At 65.1% G+C, this 1,248-nt stretch carries 1 protein-coding gene; it reads right to left on the bottom strand.

The features are described 5' to 3' along the window. A partial coding sequence (locus ACZRN6_RS36480; RefSeq protein WP_464009961.1) for an ImcF-related family protein occupies positions 1-1,248 on the bottom strand: 1,248 nt, incomplete at both ends.

Genomic DNA, 1,248 nt, shown 5'->3' with positions numbered 1-1,248 from the left:
GAACAGCGCCATGGCGTCGGTCTCGCCGACCATGTTTTGCACGCCCAGCTCCGGGTATTGATTGGCGGCTGCGTCGAGGACCTGCTGGTACAGGTGGGTTTCGGCGTTGCGCTGGCCCAACTGGCCGAGTAGAACCCGCCTGGCCTGGGCAACCAGCCTTGAGTCGGCCTGGATCGCCCAGGCCGGGTGCGCGGCCAGATGTTCACCATAGAACCGCCACAGGTTCGGCGACAGGCCTTGCCACAGCCCAGGCGACACGCCGTCGCGCAAGGGCTCGGCGTTGCCCAGGGCTTGGGTCAGGAAGGCGGCGTCGGCTTTTGCCGGACGCGCCATCATCAGGTACGCCTTCAATTGCTCGTAGGCCTCCTGGGCACGCTCTACTCGCTGTTCGCTGGCCGGGGGCAGGCTGATCAACGCGTTGAGCTGGCGCTGCAAGTTGGCCGCCGCCGGGTCGCGGATCAAGCGGTTGTTGGCTTCGACGTAGCGTGGCCACAACACCGCGAGCAGGTTGTGATTCTGGTTCAGGCCGAAGCGCTGGTACCAGGGCACGCCGTGCTCATCCCGATAATTAAGGCGGTCGAGTTCACGTACCAAGTCGTTGAATGCCCTCAGTTGCTCGTCGGGGCTTTGCGACTGCTGCAAGGCTGCCAATGAAGTGTGCAGGTGGGCGATTTGTACGCGGTTGCTGACAACCGACAGCAGCATTCCTGCGCCCCACAAAACTGCCAAACCCAGCACCAGCGCATACCCGACGCGCGGTGCGCTCCAACCCAGCCGACGGTGGCGGGTGTTATCGCCAAGTACACCGTGCCACACCGGGGCCACCGACCAGTCATGCTGCCGATCATGTGGTGAGCGCTGTATCGGCAGGCTGAACCACACCCCCCGCAACGGCACACCACCGGCAAACTCATCAGCCATCGGCGCCAGCGTATGACGCCAGCGGGCAATGCCCTCGTCCCGCAACTCCTGGGACAGGCGCAGCAGGAAATCCTGCCCCATCGCCGTACTGATCTGCGCCATGCCCACCCGGCGCAACGGCTCGAGCAAGCCGGTCAGGGCGGTTTCCAGTGCCGCCGGCGTGAAGCGTTTGGGCAATACACAGCCCACTGGGCGGGTCTTGCGGGAGTCTTGAGGCCACTCACTTTCGCAGACTTGCCAGAGGTACAACGGCAGCTGCCACTTCAGGCTACTGGCGAGGCGCTGCACCTCGCGCACGCCGGCGCCCATGGCAGCGTCATCGGCGCC

Source organism: Pseudomonas sp. A125 (assembly GCF_055409485.1).
The sequence above is the reverse complement of the archived record's forward strand: the minus strand, read 5'-3'. Positions and strand labels throughout refer to the sequence as shown.